The organism is Bacteroidales bacterium (assembly GCA_013141385.1).
Taxonomy (GTDB): domain Bacteria; phylum Bacteroidota; class Bacteroidia; order Bacteroidales; family Tenuifilaceae; genus UBA8529.
In genome coordinates this window covers 297,475-319,552 of sequence record JABFRB010000002.1, presented here as the reverse complement: position 1 = coordinate 319,552, position 22,078 = coordinate 297,475, and the positions used below count along the sequence as shown (strand labels likewise).

Annotated in this window: 18 protein-coding genes and 1 pseudogene; all 19 read right to left on the bottom strand. The window is 37.2% G+C overall.

All coding sequences use genetic code 11. From position 1 onward, the window contains the following. Window positions 1-57: 57 nt before the first annotated feature. The 19 genes and pseudogenes from HOO91_02545 to HOO91_02455 all read right to left on the bottom strand — a co-directional run bounded on the left by HOO91_02545 (window position 58) and on the right by HOO91_02455 (window position 21,930). Window positions 58-732 carry an ABC transporter ATP-binding protein gene (locus HOO91_02545; GenBank protein ID NOU16422.1) on the bottom strand — a complete coding sequence of 225 codons (675 nt, stop codon included), beginning with the start codon at window positions 730-732 and terminating at the stop codon, window positions 58-60. A 67-nt stretch (window positions 733-799) separates the two neighbouring features. Further along, window positions 800-2,095, bottom strand: coding sequence for a glycosyltransferase family 4 protein (locus HOO91_02540; GenBank protein ID NOU16421.1), 1,296 nt, complete (start codon window positions 2,093-2,095; stop codon window positions 800-802). A gap of 122 nt (window positions 2,096-2,217) precedes the next feature. Beyond that, a complete protein-coding gene (locus HOO91_02535; protein NOU16420.1) occupies window positions 2,218-3,321 on the bottom strand; it encodes a PQQ-binding-like beta-propeller repeat protein in 1,104 nt (367 codons plus the stop codon). A 58-nt stretch (window positions 3,322-3,379) separates the two neighbouring features. Then, complete coding sequence (locus HOO91_02530) at window positions 3,380-3,733, bottom strand: endonuclease domain-containing protein (GenBank protein NOU16419.1); 354 nt, start codon at window positions 3,731-3,733, stop codon at window positions 3,380-3,382. A gap of 85 nt (window positions 3,734-3,818) precedes the next feature. Continuing rightward, window positions 3,819-5,387: an FAD-dependent oxidoreductase gene (locus HOO91_02525; protein NOU16418.1), complete on the bottom strand. Its 1,569-nt coding sequence runs from the start codon at window positions 5,385-5,387 to the stop codon at window positions 3,819-3,821. Between the two features lie 10 nt (window positions 5,388-5,397). After that, window positions 5,398-5,772 carry a four helix bundle protein gene (locus HOO91_02520; GenBank protein ID NOU16417.1) on the bottom strand — a complete coding sequence of 125 codons (375 nt, stop codon included), beginning with the start codon at window positions 5,770-5,772 and terminating at the stop codon, window positions 5,398-5,400. A gap of 94 nt (window positions 5,773-5,866) precedes the next feature. Further along, window positions 5,867-8,203 (bottom strand): 4Fe-4S binding protein, encoded by a 2,337-nt coding sequence (locus HOO91_02515; protein ID NOU16416.1) that lies wholly within the window; start codon window positions 8,201-8,203, stop codon window positions 5,867-5,869. Between the two features lie 82 nt (window positions 8,204-8,285). Then, a complete protein-coding gene (locus tag HOO91_02510) occupies window positions 8,286-10,169 on the bottom strand; it encodes a PQQ-binding-like beta-propeller repeat protein (GenBank protein ID NOU16415.1) in 1,884 nt (627 codons plus the stop codon). A gap of 41 nt (window positions 10,170-10,210) precedes the next feature. After that, complete coding sequence (locus tag HOO91_02505) at window positions 10,211-11,476, bottom strand: 4Fe-4S binding protein (protein ID NOU16414.1); 1,266 nt, start codon at window positions 11,474-11,476, stop codon at window positions 10,211-10,213. A 56-nt stretch (window positions 11,477-11,532) separates the two neighbouring features. Continuing rightward, entirely contained in the window at window positions 11,533-12,117 is a 585-nt protein-coding gene (locus HOO91_02500; GenBank protein NOU16413.1) for a ferredoxin, read from the bottom strand. 43 nt (window positions 12,118-12,160) lie between these two features. Beyond that, window positions 12,161-12,358 (bottom strand): hypothetical protein, encoded by a 198-nt coding sequence (locus tag HOO91_02495; protein ID NOU16412.1) that lies wholly within the window; start codon window positions 12,356-12,358, stop codon window positions 12,161-12,163. Window positions 12,359-12,367: 9 nt separating this feature from the next. Next, window positions 12,368-13,330, bottom strand: coding sequence for a hypothetical protein (locus HOO91_02490; GenBank protein ID NOU16411.1), 963 nt, complete (start codon window positions 13,328-13,330; stop codon window positions 12,368-12,370). Window positions 13,331-13,458: 128 nt separating this feature from the next. Continuing rightward, window positions 13,459-13,811 (bottom strand): annotated as a pseudogene (locus HOO91_02485) (endonuclease domain-containing protein). 121 nt (window positions 13,812-13,932) lie between these two features. Continuing rightward, window positions 13,933-15,360 (bottom strand): PQQ-binding-like beta-propeller repeat protein, encoded by a 1,428-nt coding sequence (locus tag HOO91_02480; protein ID NOU16410.1) that lies wholly within the window; start codon window positions 15,358-15,360, stop codon window positions 13,933-13,935. 125 nt (window positions 15,361-15,485) lie between these two features. Next, entirely contained in the window at window positions 15,486-16,757 is a 1,272-nt protein-coding gene (locus tag HOO91_02475; protein ID NOU16409.1) for a PQQ-binding-like beta-propeller repeat protein, read from the bottom strand. A 169-nt stretch (window positions 16,758-16,926) separates the two neighbouring features. Continuing rightward, a complete protein-coding gene (locus HOO91_02470; GenBank protein NOU16408.1) occupies window positions 16,927-18,144 on the bottom strand; it encodes a PQQ-like beta-propeller repeat protein in 1,218 nt (405 codons plus the stop codon). Between the two features lie 23 nt (window positions 18,145-18,167). Beyond that, window positions 18,168-19,385 (bottom strand): PQQ-like beta-propeller repeat protein, encoded by a 1,218-nt coding sequence (locus HOO91_02465; GenBank protein NOU16407.1) that lies wholly within the window; start codon window positions 19,383-19,385, stop codon window positions 18,168-18,170. Between the two features lie 42 nt (window positions 19,386-19,427). Beyond that, the gene (locus HOO91_02460; GenBank protein ID NOU16406.1) at window positions 19,428-20,645 is read right to left on the bottom strand and encodes a PQQ-like beta-propeller repeat protein; all 1,218 of its coding nucleotides are present in this window, start codon (window positions 20,643-20,645) and stop codon (window positions 19,428-19,430) included. A 67-nt stretch (window positions 20,646-20,712) separates the two neighbouring features. Next, window positions 20,713-21,930, bottom strand: a complete 1,218-nt coding sequence (locus tag HOO91_02455; protein NOU16405.1) for a PQQ-binding-like beta-propeller repeat protein — start codon at window positions 21,928-21,930, stop codon at window positions 20,713-20,715. Between the last annotated feature and the right edge of the window lie 148 nt (window positions 21,931-22,078).

The following is a 22,078-nucleotide window of genomic DNA, read 5'->3' as shown; positions in this document are numbered from 1 at the left end:
GTGTCTTAGCGTTTAAATACTTTAACGCAAAGGCGCCAAGACGCTAAGTTTATAATACTACTCCAATTTCCCATGCGATAAACGATAAATTGCTTTCATTTTTTCAGCAAGGGTCAACGAATGGGTTACTACAACAATGGCTACATTATGCTTTTTATTGATATCTAATAGCAAGTCGCCAAGTTGAGCAGCAGAATCCTGATCAAGAGAACCGGTTGGTTCATCGGCAAGGATAAGCTCTGGCTGATTAATTAAAGCCCTTACCAATGCTGCTCGCTGACATTCTCCTCCCGATAGCTGTCCGGGGCGTTGATGAATTCTATCCGCAAGACCAACGCTATCGAGCAATTCCATTGCTCTTGCAGATATGGCTTTGCCATTGACCTTTACATTGGGGATAACAGGAACTAACACATTCTCAATCAAACTAAGCTGTGGAAGAAGGTGGTGAGATTGAAATACAAAGCCAATGCTCCTATTCCTAACTTGTGCTAATCGCTTTTCATCAAATGAAACTACATCATCTCCTTTAAATTTAACAATTCCAGATGATGGAGTATCCAGTGTTCCAATAATATTTAGCAGTGTACTTTTCCCCGAGCCCGAAGGGCCAACAATAGCAATTGAATCGCCAGAGTTAACCTGAAAATTTATATCCGCTAAAACATCACGATGGATATTTGTTCCGGGATTTATATAGGATTTGCCAACCTTGTTTAGTTCGATTATCATATATCTAAAATTTAAACGCTAAGACGCCAAGGCGCTAAGAAGACTTTGCGTCTTCGTGCCTTTGCGTTCAGTTTTTATTAACTACCGACATATAAACTTCAATCATCCTTTGGATAAGAATTGAAGTATTAAATTTTTCCTCAACCGATTTTCGACCATTGATGCTCATCAACTTTATCTGCTCAGAATCTGATAGCACTTCGGCAAGTTTTTGAGCCAAAGCTTCTGATGTATTAGGTTGATAGATTACTCCGCCCCCAGATGCCTCAATAATCTCAGGAAAAGCACCTAGTCTGGGTTGCACCAGAGGTATTCCTGATGCTAACGATTCAATCTGGTAAAGCCCAAACGCTTCACCTTCAAGAACGGGTACTGATAAAAGCGTTAATCCTTCAAAAAAGTTGCCCAATGATTCAGTTCTAAAATCCTCGATAAACTCAATATCATTCTGAAAGCCTTCCCTTTTTAGCTTATCAACTTGTCGACTTATAAACTTATCATCATCTCCTGTTTTACCTCCAGTAACCTTAAGTCTAGCATTGCTAAATTTTGGATTCTCTTTTAACCTAATAAATGCATCAACAAGAATCTCAAAGCCATTCTCCTTGTTAAGCCTCGAAAGGTATCCAATAGTAGGTACATCAAGGTTTGGAACTTTAACAGAGTATTTTGATGGATCAACACCAATATGAACTACATGGAGCATTTCATTAGGGATCGACATTTTTTGTTTCATCTGCTTTGCAAAAAAATCGCTAACTGCGATTAAGGCATCGGTGTCGAATGCCTTTTCTCCCATCAACTTCCATATTCTACTCCTGTATGGCTCATCCATTGCATCAACCCAAACATCCTCATCCTGAAGGGAGCAAACCACTGGAATTTGTAATTCATCTTTAATCTTTCTGGCTAGGCCTAATAGTAAAGCGTTCGAAAGGTGAACGACATCGGGTTTTTCGTGATGTTTTAAAAAATAGATCAGCTCATCAAGTTCATCTTTTTGAAAGCCATCTGCGCCTTTTAGCATCGATATGGTCATCTCCTCAAGACCAGCAGCACGGGTTGAACCCGATTTTTTGGCTGCATATCTTAGGATAAACGGAGAGTTAAAAAAGTTGTGCAGCCATTTAGGCATACGCCTAAAAAGGCGGAAATTCTGGCCTAGATATATGTTCACCGCACCATAGAAAACGGGAATATCATTTTCGGACGTATAATCCTTTGAAGTTAATGGGAGGTATAAAGGCAATGTTATTGCCTCGTGACCCTCTGCTTTCAATGATTTTACATAGGCACTATCGCGAAGACAGTTTCCGCAATAGAATGTTCCGCCAAAACCGGGGACTATGTTGACTACTTTCATTGTTTATAATTTGATTTTAGAACAAGGATTAACGATTTTTGATTTAAGAAGATTGTATTCTATGATACATCTGAATTCGAAATTCGTTAATCTTTATTCTTCATTCATTTTTCGATATTAAGTCATTTTATCCCAAAAGCATAAACACTCCCATCCTCCGAACCAATAACTACCATGTTCTTAATAACTGCTGGCGAACTGGTAATGGGTTTTCCTATCTCGTAAGACCAAATTTTTTCACCTTTGTTCAAATCTATCATATAAATTCGTCCATCGCCCGAACCTACCACTACTACATCCCTTGCAATTACTGGTGAGCTATCCACTTTACCCAACGTTTTAAATTTCCATAGCAGTTTTCCTGTTAATTTCTCGAAACAGTAAACGTTTTTATCCTGTGAGCCTATAACAACTCTATCACCGGAAACTGCTGGAGAGGAGATAGATGGGGCAGTTCCATCATATTTCCATATATTTTTTTTTGAGGCTAAATCTACACAATAAACTTTACCATCGTAATTACTAAAATATGCTCTACCCCCATCAATTGCGGTGGATGCAGCCATATAGGTTCCTATTTCAATTTTACTATCAAGTTTCTCCGTGTTAACATTTAATAGATATAAATTCCCATCACAACCACCAAAAACAGATAGTTCTCCATTACTTGATGGTGTTCCATTGATATAATTTTCGGTTTCGAACTTAAAGGCCGATTTGCCAGTAGCAGCATCAATACAATGAAAGTTAAAATCATAGCTTCCAACAAAAAGCCTCTTACTCTTTTTATCTGGAGATATCACCCAGTTTACCGAGCCTGAGATTTGACCTTCGGTTTTATACTCCCATTTCAATTTACCTGTTTTTGCCTCTAATGCATATACTGTACCCTCAAGCGAACCAGCATAAATAGTATTATCAAGATAAAGAGGAGGTGATTCAATTGATGTGGCCGACTTGTATTTCCAATTCAATACCCCTTTATCAGAGATTGAGTAGATATAACCATCGTTTGAGCCGATGTAGATACTGCCATTTTGAATTATTGGTGATGATTTAATTGCATCCTCGGTTTTGAATGTCCATAGCAACTTTAGTGTTTTTGGTAGCTGCACGTTCGAATAACCTGTAAGTGATGGATTGCCTCTAAAGCATGGCCAATTGGAGTTATCCTGAGCATCTAAAATTTGATTCAAGAATAAAAATACAATTACTAAATATCTCATATAAAATAACTTTGTTGCTTGTATCCCCTCCTATTTTAGGAGGGGCAGGGGTGGTAAACTATTTAAAACACTCCCGTATTCCATTTAAAATATTGTCAATATTTTCAAAAACCTCACAATTTCGAAAACGAATAACCTTTATTTCTAATGATTTAATATAATCATCCCGTTGAATATCATATTTTTCGTTCACTGGATTAAAGTGAACATCACCATCCAATTCTATGGCGATCTTTTCTTCTGAGCAATAAAAATCTACAATGTAATTACCAATACTATGTTGACGTCTAAATTTTCTGCCATCAAGTTGTTTGTTTTGAAGACATTTCCATAATCTTATCACAGCAGGAGTTAAATTGGAACGTAGATTTCTACGATTAGTTTTTAATTCTTTTCTATTATGAACTTGCATGTTGATAAATTTACCTCCCCTGCCCCTCCTTAAAAAAGGAGGGGATGCGGAATTTACTTTATTTACTGCAAAATAGCATACTAATTTACTCTTGCTTTTTAAATGATATCGCTCCAGTAGGACAAGCATTAACACAATCTTTTGCAGTTTGGGTTAGAGCTTGGCTTAATTCCCGGTTAAATGGAATATCCACCCTAACATCAAAGCCTCGTCCGATATATGTAAGGCCTGTCAATTCTTTATTCTTGGATGTTATTTCGATGCAAAGACCACAGCGTATGCACTTTTCAGGCTCATAAGCAACTGTCTCGTGTTGAATGTGCTTTTTCAGGGTTTTACGCTCACCTAAGGAATACTTTTTTCTGTCAATCTTATACTCATCGGCATATAACCTGAGTTTACACGTATCGGGTTTGCGGCAATCACAATGCATACATCGCTTAGCCTCAAGCATTGCTTCTTCGGCTGTAAAGCCTATCAATCTTCCTCCTTTGGGGGTGATTACATCATCAGCAATTGATTCTTTTAAATATTCGGCAATCTCTGATGGTTGAAGGAGTCCAAACTTGGAGTTGAATCTATCATATCTATTAGAAACAGGTATCCCTCCTAAAAATTTATGCACCGAAAATGCTGCTTCCTTTCCCTGTGCGACAGCCTTAACAGCCATTTTTAGAGGATGTAAAACACTTCCACAAGCAAATACTCCTGTTCCATCTAGTGCATAAGTATCTGAATCGGCTACTAATCCTGTTTTACTAACATTATACCCAAAATCATTTAGATTTGATTTGGTGATATCACCCGTTGCAAACACAATTGCATTAAATGAGTTTTTAATCTCATTCTTAATAATTTCTGGGGTTATAGTTGTGTTGAGTCGGAACTCAGCACCATAGGTTTTAATTAAATCTACTTCAACTTTCAAAACCTCTTTGGGCAACTCATTTTCAGAAACCTGAAGTAATGTTCCCCCAGCTTCTAATTTTGAGTCAAATATCACACAATTATGACCAAGTTTTAAAAGATAGAATGCACAAGCAAGGCCAGATGGTCCTGCCCCAATAATTGCAATCCTTTTATTAGTTGTTTGATTTTTTTCTGGTAGAAATGCTAATTGATTTTTAGAATCGTTAAAAGCAGTGAATCTTTTCAGAAGGCAAATAGATACTGGATTATCAACCTGTTTTCTCCTACAAACCTTCTCGCATGGGGCTGAGCAGATATGTCCTAAAATAAATGGCAGTGCTATCTCCTCTTTCACAACTCTTAACGCATCAAGATGTTTACCTTGAGCGATAAGCCTATTCATTTGTGGGATATCCATAAATGCAGGGCAAGCTGTTCGGCATGGAGCCTCACAATCGCCAACATGGTCGCTGAGTAGCAGTTCAAGTGCATCCTTGCGGGCATTCCGAACATCGTCATCATTGGTAATGATATCCATTTCTTGTTCTACAGGCATGGCACATGAAGGGAATAGAGTCCCTGATCTTATATCCTTTACAATGCAAACCATACACGATGGATGATTGCTATTTCCCTGGAGATAACACATTGTAGGAATATCAACCCCAATTGACTTAGCAGCATTAAGGACGCTAGTTCCAGCAGGAACTGTAATTGCTTGGTTATTTATTTTTAGATGAATCATTTTATAATTTTCAATGCGATCCTTTATTCGACATGTTTTTTTGAGCAGTCTCTGCGCTTTTCACAAAGATTGAAATTAATTCATTGTTTTCGTGCATGGCCTTTTCTATCTGAGATTTATCGGTATAAAGATTTGCGCGATAAATAATTTTCAAACAAACATAACTCTCTCTCAACTCTTTTAAAACAATTTTTATTTTATGAATAAAATCCCTTCTTGACTCACCACTTTGAGCCTCTCCATAATTCAATGCAGATGAAGATGTTGAACGTATTATTTGGTCAATCAAGTGATTTGATGCTTTTGAGGCTGGCATTGATTTAGTCAATTCAATTATTAATACAACAAAATCGATTAATCGTTCTTCTAAATCGAACTTATTCATTTCTTATTTTGATTTAAGAACAAGGATTAACGATTTAAGAATGATGATCTGCCACTTCTACATTCATCATTCGTTAATCCTTGTTCATTATTCTTCACTTTGTTATTACAGCATTCACAGGGCAAACCTCCCTGCATATATCACATTTAATACATTTCTCGGTATCGATATGGTGCAATTCGTAAGGTTTTGCTTTGATTGCATCCGATGGGCATCGCTGTGCACATTTTGTGCAGCCAATACACTCATTGGTGATATCGTATGTAATCATCTCCTTACACTTACCCGTTGGGCAATGACCATTGATATGCGCCTCGTACTCATCCCTAAAATACTTTAGTGTTGTGAGTACTGGATTCGGAGCACTTTTACCTAACCCGCAGATACTGCCTCTCTTTGTACTCGCTGCAAGTTTCTCCAGTGTATCTAAATCAGCTAAAGTTCCCTTTCCACTAGTTATCTTATTGAGAATCTCAAGCATTCTTCTTGTACCTATGCGACAGAATGTGCACCTTCCACATGATTGGTCTTGGGTAAAGGTTAGGAAATATCTTGCGATATCAACCATACAATCGGTCTCATCCAGTACAATAAGACCTCCAGAACCCATCATCGCGCCAACCTGTATTAATGAGTGATAGTCAATTGGAGTATCTGCCATTGAGGCAGGAATGCATCCCCCAGATGGGCCACCAATCTGAACAGCCTTAAATTGCTTTCCATTAGGAATACCACCTCCAATGTCCTCAACAATTTTTCTAATTGTAATTCCCATGGGAACTTCAATCAAACCACCGCGATTTATCTTACCTGCAAGCGCAAAAACTTTAGTTCCTTTACTGAATTTTGTTCCAATATTATGAAATGATTCCGCACTATTCCTAATAATCCACGAAACCATGGAATAGGTTTCAACATTGTTTATCAAAGTTGGTTTTCCCCTGAGTCCTTCGTTGGCAGGGTAAGGTGGACGCATTGTTGGATAACCCCGCTTACCCTCAACAGAAGCAATTAATGCTGTCTCCTCACCGCAAACAAAAGCCCCAGCTCCCTCGAAGATTTTTAGGTTAAACGAAAAATTGGTTCCAAGAATGTTTTTGCCAAGAAGACCTTCTTTTTCGCAAATACTTAATGCTTCACGTATCCGAATCAATGCCAACGGGTATTCAGCTCTAATGTAGAATAATCCCTCACTTGCACCAACGGCATAGGCCGCTATTATGATTCCTTCAATCACCCTAAATGGGTATGATTCAAGTAGCATTCTATCCATAAAAGCACCAGGATCGCCCTCGTCACCATTACAGATAACATACTTCTTATCCGAAACTGCATTCGCTACCAATTGCCATTTAGTACCCGTAGGGAAACCTGCTCCACCCCTTCCCCTCAGACCACTACCCTTGATTATATCTATAACCTCTGATGGAGTTTTAACTTTTAGGCATATGCCTAATGCACTAAATCCACCCAGTTTTTTATATTCTTTGATATCACTAGGTTTGATAACCCCTCTATGCTCAGTTGCAATATTAATCTGCCCTTGAAGAAATTCAGCAACTGGAGTATCCGTATTTTCTGATGAGTATCGTCGAAGTGATTTTGGCGCACTGTCAAATACTAAGTCCTCAAAGAAACTATAAACATTGCTCTTTATCCTGCTAAATAGGTTGTGAGGCTTAAAATGACGATGAATTACCTCTCTAACCTCATCGGGTTTAATTTTAGTGTAATATGATGGCGATTCTCCCGGTTTATGAACCTCAAGCATTGGCACCTGATTACAAATACCAACACATCCAACGTGTTTAACGTTTACATTTATCTTACTCTTAAGAAGTATTTTCTCAAGTTCCTCTTTAACTCCCGAACTACCACTTGCAACACAACATGAACCTAAACCAATTCTTATCTCGCCTTGAATCTCTTTACTATCTATATAAGGTACAGTAACACCAGTAGAATGTCCATTCTTTGCTAAAAGAAAATCTGAAATAACTTCTGGAACTGTCTCAGAAGTTACATGTCCGTATGTTATGCTACCTATCTGAACCACAGGGGCAATTGTACAACATCCTAAGCAAGCAACCTTTTCGATGGTGAATTGACCTTCCGAATCGGTATCCTCGTTATCTTTTAAATTAAGATTTCGTCGGAAAGAATCGTACACAAGCATTGCACCCTTAACATGACATGCAGTTCCAACGCACACCTTGATGATATGTTTACCTACCGGTTTATGCCTGAACTGTGTATAGAATGTAGATATACCGTATATCCTAGATGGAGTGATATCCGTTGTTTCACAAACTCTTTGTAAAGCCTCCTGTGGAAGGTAGTTATAATGATTTTGGATTTCCTGTAAAATTGGAATTACCGCCTCAACCGCTCTCCCCTTCTCTTCTACAATTCTTATTATGTCATTTTCCATACTTCAAACCAATTAGACGCTTTCAGGTCTTTTAGACTCTGAAAGGTCATCCTAAAAACATCTTTCACTCTTAACTAATTAACTATTTACCAATACAGTACAAATTTTTATCTCCTCTGATGTAAATTCTTCCATTTGCAAATGCTGGTGTACAAACCGATTTCTCTCCTAATTTTGCCTCTCCTACTGAAGTGTATGTTTTATCAGCATTGAAAATATGCATAACACCCTGTTTATCTAAAAGATAAATTTTACCTTCCGCAATTATTGGTGATGAGTAAAAACCATTTTCAAACTCCTTTGTCCAATAACTCGTTCCTGTCTTCGCATCGTAGCAAACAACTGTGCCATAACTTGTAACTACAAACAAGTACTTATCAGTTGCAACAGGGCTAGGAACATCGGATAGATAATCCGAACTCTCCCAAAGTTTTTGTGGAGTATCGCCAACCTTAATTGCTGTTAGGCTTGCATACTCGTTTAGCGCAAACACAACACCATCGGCATAAGCAAGTGATGGGCCAACCTCGCCTGAAATACAATCCATACTCCATAACTGTTTGCCTGTTGCTGGATCATAAGATGTAACGAATGGTTCGGCTACAAGTATTAGCTCAGTGCGACTTCCTGTATTCACAATTATTGGTGACGACCAAGATATTTTAACTTTCCGAGGAGTGCTCCAAACTTCATCACCATTTGTTGATGACAGGGCTAGTACCCTTGGGTTTGTTCGCTGATCATATTGAACTATTACTAGATTTTTATAAGTGATTAAGGATGATGAATGGCCATAGTGGTTCTGCGGTACCCCGAGGTTTTTAGCCCAAACCCTTGTGCCATTCATATCTACTGTCATGATATCGCCATTGGCGAAGATCACGTAAACCCTCTTGCCATCGGTAGAAATTGTTGGTGCTGACTGACCTGTATCTCCCTGTACATCAGGTGATTTTACTGGTGAGCCTTGAATATTATCGGCATTTGCTGTCCAAAGTAATTTTCCAGAATTCCTATCGAAACAGTAAACTTCACGCTTAGAGGCATTCGCACCAGCAACAAATATCTTATCGCCCCAAATAACGGGTGAATTATAGCCCGGTAACGGAATTGCTACTTTCCAAAGAATATTTTGTCCCGATGGACCATCCCAACTAACGGGGATATTCTTTTGATATGCAATTGCATTCCCTCCAAATCCTCTAAAATTGGGGAAATTATTCTTTAACTCATTATCTGATGGATAATTAACCGCAGTAACTACTTGATTAGAAACTGGTGGTTGTTGAACCTGCTCTTTTTTCTCCACTTTAGCTGTTGCAACCTCTAATTTCTTTTCCTTGCTAGCATCAGCAACTTCTGCGGTTACATTTTGGGGTGTTTCAACAACTTTAGTCTCAGTTGTTTCTTGAACAGCAGGAGGGTTTGATACTTGGCTCTTCGCCTCATTATTAGATGCTTGTGCTGCATTAATAAATGTAGATTTTAGCTGATTTTGAGTGATAAATGCAAATACGAGTGCAACAACAACGAGAGTTGCTCCTCCTATTGAAACCCACTTCCGAGCCTTATTCTGGGTGTATAATAATTTATCATCGTTTTCAGTATCAACAACAGGTAGACCCTTTGTAGCCAACCGAATAAACTGTAAAGCAATAATTAGTACAAGAACTCCTATCATAAGCATATATCCTCCATTTTTTATTTGCCATTGATTGGTAAAGTAAGCCTTACGGGCAAGTAGGTCGAGTTCCCGTATTTCTTCTCTAAGTTGATTATCGTTGGGATTCTCTTTCAACCGTTCAACCAACGTGTTTAAAACTTTAGTGTTAACTGGATCAACCCTGTTTATCTGGGTAAAATTTGCAATAATTAGTACACAGAAGATAAAAGAGTACACTCCGGAAACAATGGCTACACCTTTCCAAAGGCGAACATTTTCGATAATTTTTTTCAATTTACTCATATTTTATTTTTTTTAAACGCAGATTTTTTACGCGTTGAGTCTTAGAGTTCATCTTCTTTTACAGGACAGAAATCAACGCACCTAGCACAACTGAGGCATGTACCCTTATTCGGGGTATAATCCTCCTGATATTTAAAAATTGATAGACTTGTTAAAGTCAATCCAAAAACTAATCCTAAAAATCCTCCTAAAATCCAACCCCCAATATAAAATTTATTCACTATCGAGGCGGTTTCTTTAAAGAACTCCTCGGTAGATTTTCCAGATGATTTAAATGCTGTAACCTCAAAACTTTCGGGTTGATTTTTATCTGGATTCAGCAATACCTGTGCAAGTTGAACATTATGGTTAACCCTAGCCAAACTCTCATGAAATCGTGAACCAACATAACCACCAATCAGAACTAACAACGGAATAATTACAGTCAGCAGCATAATTCTTCGAACAGCCCTATGACTCTCCTCCTTCTCTTTAACCTGAACTGGTTTATCGATTGCACCAAAGGGGCATGAATTCTCACAAAGTTTACATTGTATGCACTTAGCAGGGGTTATAGTTAAGTGTTTTTTTGATACCCTGCTTACAAGATTTAAAATAACACCATAAGGGCAAAGAAATCTACAATATGGTCGTGCAATGAAAACGCCAAGCAAAAGAAAGATTCCGCCAAGCATAAACATTGTAAAACTGGCGTTAAGCCTAAAAAATCCAACAAATGGGTCGTAACGGCAGATAATGAAATCGGTTGATGTTGCCGCATAGAGTATAGAAAGACCTAAGTAGATAAAAGGAATCAAACCAAGTACTTTCAGTAACCATGACTTAAGTGTAACTGGACGTAGTACAAAAACATCTTGAATTGCTCCCAAAGGGCAAACCCCAGCGCAAAATGTACGACCAAAAAATACTGTGAAAATTATAGGAATAGCAAAAAAAGCGATAACCGTTATTGGTATGCTATATGCAGGGTTGAATAGAGCATATGTTACATTCTGCACAGATCCAACAGCACATATGCATCCTTCGCGAAAAAATCCAAAGTAGGCAATTGAGAAAATCGAAATCCAGAATACCCCATTGCGATTACGCTTTTTCAGAACCATCCATGTAATAGTCGATAAAGTGGCAATAAGCACAACAACATCGAGAATTGCCAATGCTTCCGACCTAGGATCTGGCGTAGATGTTGGTGGCTGTATATATCCCGATTCAAACTCGGGTTTTGGAAATCGCTGAACAGCAAATGAGTTATATAGTTGCAGAGATACTATAAGGGCGAGTATTGTATATGCTACCGTTTTTTTCATTAGTTTAACTTATAAAACTCTGTCAAGGTTTAGAACCCTGATAGAGTTGAAAATTATTATCCTTTCTTTTTACTATCAAATCCCGAAAATAAATAGGGACTATCTGATGGTACCCGACTGAAAGCCCCTGCAGGGCAATCGCGGGCAATAGCACACTCATTGCAATTATCGCAAAGGTCATGACGAACCTGCAATTGTAACGAACCATTTCCAAAAGCACCACACCCCTTAACGCACTTACCGCAACCATTACAAAGTTTCTCATCGATATCATACTGAAAAAAGGGATCCTCAACAAACTTACGTCTTATGGCACTTGTAGGGCAAAGTTGATTCTCTGCGGCAGTTGTTAATTCTTTGGTTTCAGGTCTAAAATAGCCACCACACAAATCGCAGTAACCACACATGCTATATACATGCACACACTTAACAGCAGATGGGGTTTTAACACAATTCGTAGCACATCGTCCGCACTGAATACATTTTGATGTGTCTAACTGCCATACCATTTGGCGCGCATGCGATCGAGTTAACAGGCCTCCCCCTATAGCACCAATTCCCAGAACTATCGAGAAGCGAACACTATTATTTATAAATTCTCGACGGCTTATTTTACTTTTCTTATTATCAGAACTTTCCATTTTAAAATCTTTAGGCTCGTAATACTTTAATTCTTTCTAATAGTTACTTTGCCCTATTCTCTTGCTTAACCTTAACAGCTTCCTCTTTAGTACAAATTGGCAAACTTTTACACCCATTACAAATGGAGTTGCATCCGGAGGCATTACCCTCCTTCTTAAATAGCAGATAACCACTAGTTGCAGTCAATCCCACAATAATTCCACCTCTTACTAGTGCTGAAATAAAATTCCGCCTATCCATAAACCTCTTTTACTTTTTGATATATACACAAACACTTTTTTTAACAGGATCCAACACAAAAATCCTATCCTTTGAATCTACTGCAAGATCAATCCCTTTTGTTCCCTCATTAAAGTTTTCGGGCGAAGCAACAACGGTTTTAAACTCTCCCGATGGGAGATGAATTTTCACCCTTTCGATTGCCTTTTCGCTAGTTACAAATGATCCATCGGAAAGCATAGCAATATTTGAAGGATTGCAACATCCGCAAAAACCGTCAACATCCATCGAGGTTTTAGTCCATGATGAAATTAGATCACCCTTTTCATTATAGGATTCAAGTGAATGTCGTCCAGGGTTTGCAACCCATAGTTCACCCTCTCTACCAATTAGCAAATCAAAATATGGGCTTGGAATTATAAAACCGGGGATTCCTTTGTCAACATCCTTTTTACCTATCTTCTTTATCAAATTACCAGTTTTATCATATTGATATACAATTCTATTGCCCGCATCAGCTACATACACAAATTTCTCAGTTACCGCAATACTTGTGATTACTGATTTTTCGTTTACAGGGTTCCATGACTTCAAGAATTTTCCAACACTGTCGTAAACTTCCAAATGATCCTGAATTCCAAAATAAACTGAACCATTATCTTCAATCGCAATGCACTTAGCCTCTTTACCAGTTTTAAAAGATAATTTTTCTTTCAATTCACTGTTGTAAACGATTACCTTATCCTTACCCGCTATAAAGATATTATCCGATTTATCCACTGCTATGCCATGTAGTTGCTCAATATCTGGTTTTATCAAATTATACTGTTTATAGCCAATTAAAGATGAATCGATATGCCTTAGCTTATCCATCTTATATTCGTAAGGATTGTCATTGCTGCTATTAGACTGATAAAAGAGATCCTTTACCATAAAAGCCACTATGGCTAGGAGAAGGATAACTGAAAGCCAAATGATAATTTTCTGTTTCATGCGTAAATGATTTTTATAGCATTGAGTATAACTCTTTTTGCAATATTAAATATCACGAATATCGTATTTACAATAAATACAATTACTTGTATCCCCTCCTTTTTTTAAGGAGGGGTAGGGGTGGTAAATTATTTAAAACACTCCCTAATTCCATTTAACACATTATCAATTCTTTCAAATACATCATTATTGTTAAATCTTACTACTTTTATTCCTAAGGACTTAATATAATCTTCTCTCAAACTATCGCGCTTTTCATTCACAGAATTAAAATTAATTTCTCCATCTAATTCAACTGCAATTCTTTCTTCCGAACAATAAAAATCCACTATGTAATTACCTATACTATGCTGACGTCTAAACTTTCTACCATCTAACTGTTTATTCTGTAGACATTCCATAATTTAATCTCTGCAGGAGTTAGATTGGAACGTAAACTCCTACGATTCTCCTTTAATTCTTGTCTATTATGAATTTGCATAGTTATCAATTTACCTCCCCTACCCCTCCTTAAAAAAGGAGGGGATTCTGGTCTATCCATAACTCCTCAATACTTGTATTCACTTCTTTTCAAAAAGAGATTGAAAAGGATTATTCCAAAATTAGTTATTTGCTCTTATATCAATACAAACCATCTGTTTAGAGGTTCTCATCAGTAATCGCCCATCGGCAATGGCAATTGGACCCCATGAATCTTGCCCTTCAATAATATTTGTTTTATCCATTAGAACCCATCCTGATGTGGTTGCTTTTGCAATGGTTAATACACCATCATCATTAAGGATAAAAAACTTTCCATCGGCAACAGTATATGGACCAAGTCCAAACCTATCTGTTTTACCGCTTGTCCAAAGAATTTTTTTACAATCATCAGCCTTACAACAAATAAACTGATTACGTGAACCACCCGCATCCTTAGGTTGAATCGAAAAGATATAGCCTCCCATAAAAATTGGTGTTTGCTGTTCGGATGCAAGTCCTTCTAAAGGTCTGTATTTCTGCAATACCTTAACATTAAAGGATCCACCATTCTTAACCAATTGAAGAAGCATAGAACCTGCACCATAACCTGCTGTGATCAAAATCTTTCCATTATCAAGAATTAGTGGTGATGGAGCAACAACCGATGGGGCAAATTCCATGGTTTTCCATAGTATCTGCCCTCTATCATCACCATCAGCAGAAACACCACAAATTCCACCTACAGCAGCATAAACATACATCTTTTTACCGCCCAATACCATTGGCATAACCGATGAATGCGACATCTTCCAATTATCTGGGTTTGGGGTTTTCCATACCACCTTACCTGTTGCACAATCTATACCAATCAGCAATGAAGTTCCACCCGGTGCAATAACCGCAATATCATTCTCAATAAATGGGCATTGACCTGTATACCAGAAAGGTACTTCGGTTTTGTACTCCTTAACTAAATCTACACCCCAAAGCAATTCTCCAGTTTGAGGATTGGCACACATAACCTGACATCTTGGACCAATTGTCACAATATATTTTTCGTTAATTGCAGGTATTGTACGAGACATTCCATGGTTACGTTTGATATGCACCTTATACGAACGTCGCCATAATTCCTTTCCTGTTTCCAATGAAAAACATCTTAATGCATCTGATTTTTTCGCCTCGTTGTAATCAAGTAGGTATACTTTACCATTAAAGACAACGGGTGCAGCATGACCTTCGCCCAAATCAACTTTCCAAGTAATCCTTGGCCCCTCCTTTCCCCACTTATCAATAAGTTTGATATTTTCTTTGTTGATATTATCAAAATCAGCGCCTCTAAATTGAGTCCATTTCCCAGTTAATCCTGATGTTACAGATGTATACTCAACGAAAGTCTCTCCAATCTTAATAACCTCACTTGTATCTGAACCCTTATTGGGTCTATTATCCTGACCAGGTACACTTACTCTGAATTCTTTTACAGGATTTTTCAAAAACCAGAATATAAAAGCGAATAACGAGACAAATACTATTACTGAAATTATATACTTCTCAATGGGTTTCATTAGTTTTCTAGCCTAATCTATGATTTTATAAAAAGCAAAACGGATTTGTTTAATCTTTAAGCCCTTCAGGAAATCTCCTTCCCCCAATTTAGACAATAATAAAACAAATCCGTTTAACTCTAAAATTACTTTATTTTGTATGCCATCAGGGCACTTCCATGTCTTAAATAAAGAACACCATTGCTGATTGCAGGATGTGACCAGCAAGGACCTTTTCCGTATTGAACTTGGAAGGAACTAACAATTGCAAAATCTTCTGGAGTAGCCTTAACAAGGGCAATGTAGCCTGTTTTCTCTTCGTAGCAGTAAAGCAACCCGTCATTTGCTATTATTGAACCCTTAGTCTTCCAATCCTTTTCGTACATTGTTTTTCCAGTATTCCAGTCAATGCAGCACCACTTACCTATCTTATTATTAATCCAGTTTGATCCATATAAATACCCATCAACCAAAACTACGCCTCCATGATGAACATCGAGGGTTTCATCAGTCCAATTCAAAGTTAAGGTTTTGAAATCGTTGGATAGGCTATACATAGCACCTACGTGATCATAACCTCCTGTGATATATATCTTATGATCCTTATAAATTGGAGTATTTGTATTAGTATAAGGAGCACCCGGCCATGCTTTTATCGATTTCTCATTTTTGAGTCCTGCATAATTGCTGCTACTTAAGATTTCTCCATTATCAGCATCAACAACCAGCAAATATGTACCTGTAATTGTAATAATTAAATTCTTTTCACCTTCTTTAACCAACAAAGGAGATACGTAAGCAACAGTATCCTTCATGCTTTTACTCTGCCAAATAGTTTCTCCAGTATTTTTATCTAAAGCAACTATTGTTGTATTCTCCCCACAGGGAGTAAATATTACCTTATTATCAACAATGAGTGGTGATTCTGTATAGCCCCAGCTACCAAACCTGCCTCCAAACTTTTTATATCCATTAACTTGCCATATAACTTGCCCATATATAGCATTTAAACAAGCAATATACCCTAATCCACTCGTAACATAGACCCTATCCCCCTCAACAGTAGGAGTCGAACGGCTTTCGGGGAATGAACCAACCCAAGTATGACCATAAGGGGTTTGCCATTTAATGTTTCCAATCATATCAAAGGCAACTAACACGTCCATACTGTCCTTTATGCCAGTGAGGTACACAATACCGTTTGCGACTGACATCGATGAATAGCCCTGAGGTAGGTTTTCGTTTGACCACATTAGCTGAGGGCCATTCTCGGGCCAAACCTTAAGCAAACCAGATTCATTATAAACTCCTGTTCTGCCCAAACCTCTCCATTCGCTGATAGTTTGTGCATAGCCACTGCTGCAAGCAATAGACAACAATACAAATACATTAATTATTAAAAGATTTCTAGTTTTCATATTCTTTATGTTGATTGTGGTTAATTCAAGTTGCAAAATTATTATAAACTAGTACGAATCAAAACAAGAATACTAGCAGATATTAATATTAGTTATGGAAAAGTAAAGAACCCAGAATTAGCCTTTAGTTTAAAAGACCATTCTAGGTTCTTTTTAAAATTTTAAAAAATTACTTTTTAGCAATATCGTATACAAAAAGTGAGTTTTCATGCCTCACATAAAGTCTTCCATCTTTAATTACTGGATGTGCAAAATGACCCTTTTTACTACCCTTAATCGTGAAATGACCCCTGTTTTCAAACCCATTTTCTGTGGGTTTTATTAGCTTTACCTCTCCTATTGAAGCAAAATAGCAGTATAGCATTCTTCCATCAGAAATAGTTGTAATTGGAGCTACTTTAATTGAATCAGAGTATATCTCCTTTCCAGTATTCCAGTCAATACAACTAAAAGTTTTCTTAAAACTACATACACCATATATGCGATTTCCAAGAACAACAGTATGACCATATTGAGCATTAAAATCAGAATTCCGCCATACTTCACTAACGCTCCTTCCGTCCTCAGAAATTTTTAGTTGCATACTGCCATTTGCAATGCCATCAGTGGCGAAAAGATACCCATCGCGATAGTAGGGAGTACTAGGATGTATAGCATTACTGAGTGGGTATTTCCATGCTATCTCACCATTCTCAGCATTCAATGAGATAATCGAATTGCGGGTCTGATTTACAAAATATTTCTTCCCTCTAACATCAATAAGAATTGGAGTACAATAGGCAGCAGTATCACTATTTCCCTTACTGGTCCAAATAGTTTCACCAGTGTTACGGTTTAATGCTACAACATTATTATCAATTCCACCTGGCGTACAAAAAAGGTAATTCCCTTCAATCATAAGATTTTCAGACATTCCCCAATCCAAGTTTCGCCCATTGTATACTTTTAGAATATTCTTTTGCCAAATAATGTCGCCATTATCAGCATTAAAACAGTAAAGATCACCCAGTCCATTTAGAACATACCCGAAACCATTATAAATCGTTGGTGTGGAACGTATTCCGGGCCAACTTTCTATCCAATCCAAACCAAGTTTCTTTCTCCATAGTAGGTTCCCATCAGTATCGAATGTAAATATATAGCTGATACTATCAACCGTACCAATGGTATAAACCCTATTGGATATCACTGCAGCAGATGCATAACCTTGACCTAGGCTATCGTATTGCCAAAGCAATCTGGGTCCACTATCGGACCATTGAGTTAAGAGGTTGCTTTCAAGGTAAATGCCATCACGATTAGACCCGCGCCATTGAGCAATTTCCTGCTTTGAAGTACACTGTATGAAAAATGTAATTGTAATAATTGTAGCAACTAAAAGTCTCATTTTTTATGGATGGTTGGTTTATACTACTTTCCAATGTCATAGACAAAAAGAGAATTATCATGCCGAATATATAGTCGACCATTCTTAATAACGGGATGAGAGCAATGTAATTGTGCTGTTCCTCCTTTAACTATAAAAGAGCCCAATTTTTCAAATCCTTTTTCTGTTGGCTTTAGCAACTTAACGGCACCGCCTCTTAATTCATAGATATAAAGTAGATTTTCGGCTGAAATAACATTTGTTATATCTGCTTTTGTTGAGTCGGAATAAATCTCTTTACCCGTATTCCAATCAACACACATAAATTTATTTCCTTCATCGCCAGCACCATACATTCTATCATTTAAAACAACTACATCTCCTTGTTGAGGGTCAAACTTCAAATTCCTCCATACTTCGGTATACTTTAGTCCATCGTCAGAAATTTTAAGCATAACACTACCTGCTTTCCAAACATCAACAGTGAACAAGTACCCATTTCTAAATATTGGAGTATGTGAAATTGGAAATCCTTTAAAAGGATACTTCCAGACCTGTTCTCCTGTCTCAGCATTAGTAGAAATGAGACCTTGTTTAGTTTGATTAATAAAAAACTTCTTTCCTCCTAATTCTATTAAAATTGGTGTGCAGTAAGTTGTACTATCGTTAGTTCCTTGGCTTTTCCATATTAAAGTTCCAGTTTTCCGATTCAATGCAACTACCGTAGCCTCAGTGCTTGCAGGAGTACAAAACAATTTATCTCCATCAACAACAAGGTTTTCACAAAGTCCGAATTTAGGGAGAATTGTTTTGAATTCTTTTACAATATCCTTTGACCAGATAACTTCTCCATTGTTTGCATCAAAGCAATAAATTACACCATAACCATTCAATACGTACCCTAAACCATTATAAATAATGGGAGTTGAACGCATTCCAGGCCAATTCACCATCCAATCTTTGCCTAGCGGCTTTTTCCATAACAATTTTCCTGCAGTATTGAAAGTAAAAACATAACTGATACTATCAATAGTTCCAATAGTATAAACTTTATTAGAGGTTACTGCAGCAGAAGAGTAACCAAAACCTAAACTATCGTACTTCCAAAGTAGTTTTGGACCACCATCGGGCCACTGGGTTTGCAAATTTTTCTCGGGGTAGATACCATTTCTTTCTGGACCACGCCATTGGGCAATCTCCTGTTTTGAATTACATTGGGTGAAAAATGTAATTGCAACAAAAACGAACACTAATTGTCTCATAATGTGAAATTTTAGATATTTTATGTTAAATAAAAAGTCCATTTACTTAGATGAAATATTATATACCCATAACGTATTAGCATATCTTATATAAAGTCGTCCTTTATCGATAACAGGAATAGCAATATGATCCCGTTTAACCCCGTCCACCTTAAATTTGCTAATTACCTCAAATCCATTATCAAGCGGTCTTACTAAAGCAACCTCTCCTGCATATGTATAGCAATAAATCAGTCCTTCTGCGACTATTACTGATGAAGGGGAAATTGTTTTTACTGAATCCCTAACAACACCCGTATTCCAATCAACACAGGAGAAATGTTTTGTAGTCCAATCGGCTCCATAAATATTATTTCCAATAAGTACAACGCCTCCATGTTCGAGATCAAAGAGTTTACTCTTCCATACCTCGCTAACCGACTTACCATCTTCAGCAAGTTTCAACATCACGCTCCCCCATTCCCAACCATTCATTGCAAATATATATCCATCCCGATAAACAGGAGTATTCCCATGTATTCCATACGGGTATAATAAATCGTGACTCCAAACAACATCACCATTTTCAGGGTTAATCGATAAAATTGACTTTGCCGTAATGGTTAAAAGATATTTTGTGCCTTTAAATTCAATTAAAATAGGCGAGCAATATGCACTCACTTCTCCAACACCTTTGCTTTTCCAAATTAGATTACCGTTCTTTCTATTAAGTGCTATCACATTAGCATCAACCCCACCCGGCGTACAAAAGAGTTTATCCCCATCAATTAAAAGATTTTCAGTTATTCCAAATTTCACAACTCTTCCATCATACTGCTTGTAAAGATCAACTGTCCAAAGTATCTCACTATTTTCTGGATTAAAGCAGTAAATAACTCCACGACCACTCAAAACATAACCACGTCCATCGAAAATTAATGGGGTAGAACGAACACCCGGAAAGTTAACAATCCACTCCTTTCCTAATTCTTTTTTCCAGAGCAACTCACCGTTATGGTTAAATGCAAAAAGGTAACTAGTACTATCCGTTGTTCCAGTAATAAATACTTTATCTTTAGTAACTGCGGCAGAGGTATATCCAACACCAAGCCCATCATATTTCCAAATCAAATTTAATCCGTTATCAGGCCATTTAGTTAACAGGTTTCTTTCTGGATAAATACCATCCCTTTGAGGTCCTCTCCATGTTGAATTATCTTGAGCATTATTAATTAAAACTATTAATAATAAAATAATTGCAATAACAGGTGTTTTTTTCATGCCGTTTATTTTAATTGATAAAAAATCTCGAAAGATTAATTCTTCTTTCGGGATAATATTTTTTTGATTAGTTTGCCGCTATTGAGTAAACCATTAAAGAAGTTCCATGCCTAACATACAACTTTTTATCATTAATGACTAAATGCGCCCAATGCTGATTTGCTCCAAACGGAACCTTAAATTTACTAATAAGATTAAACCCATCTGCCTTGGGTTCTACAAGCGCAACCTCGCCATTCTCACTATAGCAGTATAGCATTCCGTCTGCAAAAATCGTATTTCCTGTCTTTGATAATAATTCGGATGAACTCAACTCCTTCCCAGTTTTCCAATCAAGAACAAACCATTTCTTACTTTTATCCCCTGCACCGTACAATTTCCCATTGAGGAGAACAACACCACCCATACGATTATCAAGGACTTGGTTTCTCCATACCTCAGTTACACATGAGCCATCATCTGCAAGTTTTAATAAAACACTCCCTTTGCCATACCCGCTAACACAATAAATATACCCATCACTGTATAAAGGAGTATTTGCATGAACTGAATACTGATTTGTCTGCTCATGACTCCATAAAAAATTTCCATTCGAAGCATCAATTCCAATTATTGAATTAGCAGTCATCGTTACAAGTATTCTATTATTAGGTAACTTAATAAGCATTGGCGAACAGTATGCACTCGATTCGCCTTTCCCTTGGCTCTTCCACATTAGTTTACCACTAACTCTATCCAATGCAATTACATTAGCATCAGTACCTCCTGGCGTACAATAAAGGGTATTACCATCAACAAGTAAATTCTCAGTTACTCCCCAAACAATATTCTTTCCATCATAATCCTTCATTAAATCAACACTCCAAATAATATTACCAATCTCTGCATCTAAACATACAACCACACCATAACCGCTCATTAAGTATATATTTCCATTAACATATAACGGCGTTGATCGAACACCTGGCCAACTTTCAGTCCATTCCTTACCATACTCCTTTTTCCAAAGAAGTTTACCATTTAAGTCAAATGAAAATATTACACCCATTCCATTTATAGTTCCGGCAGTAAAAATGGCTTTTGATGTAACAGTCGCAGATGAATGTCCATCACCTAGTTCGTCGAAATGCCAAAGTAATTTTGGTCCATTTTCAGGCCATTGTTTTAGCAAACCTGTTTCATTGTAAATACCATCGCGGTTAGCGCCCCTCCATTGTGCAATTTCCTGAAACGGAATAAAACAACAGAAAAGAGCGATGAATGGGATTAGAAATAATTTTTTCATGGGTATAAAATTAGATTAAACAGTTGTTTATTTGTATGTTTCAAATTGTTCTAGTTAAGTAGACTCTAATTATGAAATTACCAGATTCTACCAATTTAGTTGACCCTACAAATTAAGTTGTCATAAATATCACCAAGCATATTTCATT